Source organism: Bartonella sp. AA168HLJHH (genome assembly GCF_042197365.1).
In the GTDB taxonomy this organism is placed as follows: domain Bacteria; phylum Pseudomonadota; class Alphaproteobacteria; order Rhizobiales; family Rhizobiaceae; genus Bartonella.
Genome location: NZ_JBHIRS010000090.1, coordinates 1 through 603, shown reverse-complemented (window position 1 = coordinate 603; position 603 = coordinate 1). Strand labels below are relative to the sequence as shown.

The 603-nt window shown below is 38.0% G+C and carries 2 pseudogenes; both read right to left on the bottom strand.

What is annotated here, in order from left to right:
• Positions 1-443, bottom strand: a pseudogene (locus ACFINM_RS09910) (hypothetical protein); the annotation flags it as partial.
• A gap of 69 nt (positions 444-512) precedes the next feature.
• A pseudogene (locus ACFINM_RS09905) lies at positions 513-603 on the bottom strand (TrwH protein); the annotation flags it as partial.

The following is a 603-nucleotide window of genomic DNA, read 5'->3' as shown; positions in this document are numbered from 1 at the left end:
TCTGTTTGCGAAAGTTGTTCTTTTTTCAACTCAAGCTGTTTTTTTAAGAGCTCAATAATTTCCCCTTTTTTTAATAGCTTAGTAAGCTCCAGATATTTTGCTGATGGAGCAGATACGAAAGTTGATTTAGGTACCTGAGCTGTGGGAGATACTGGAGGTGTGTTAGATGGCTTAGAGCCACTAGGTTTGGACGGTACGCGATTTCTCATCGTTCCCAAATTAGAAAGGTCAATTTTAATATCGGGTGGAAGTTTACGTGGTGGCTCATAGCCTTTTGGTGGTTTTGGTTTATAATTGTTGCTTGAATCGAGATTTCCTGACCCTATACTAGGAACTGCAAAACGGCTATGACCTCCTCCTTGCTTAGTAAGAGTGTTACTTCTTGCTAAGTTTGTTGTTCCAAGAAAAGCACTAATCGCTATGATAATAATCAGCTTTTGCATATTCCATACCTTTTAATTTTCACATATTTAGAAAGACTGACCATTACATTATTAACTTCATAAATCAGTTTATGAGATTCCGTTGTCTCCTCGCTTAATTTCGGCAGGGATTGTTTTATTAATAGGCACGCGGTTCCTATCATTGGGCTGTTTTAGCTTT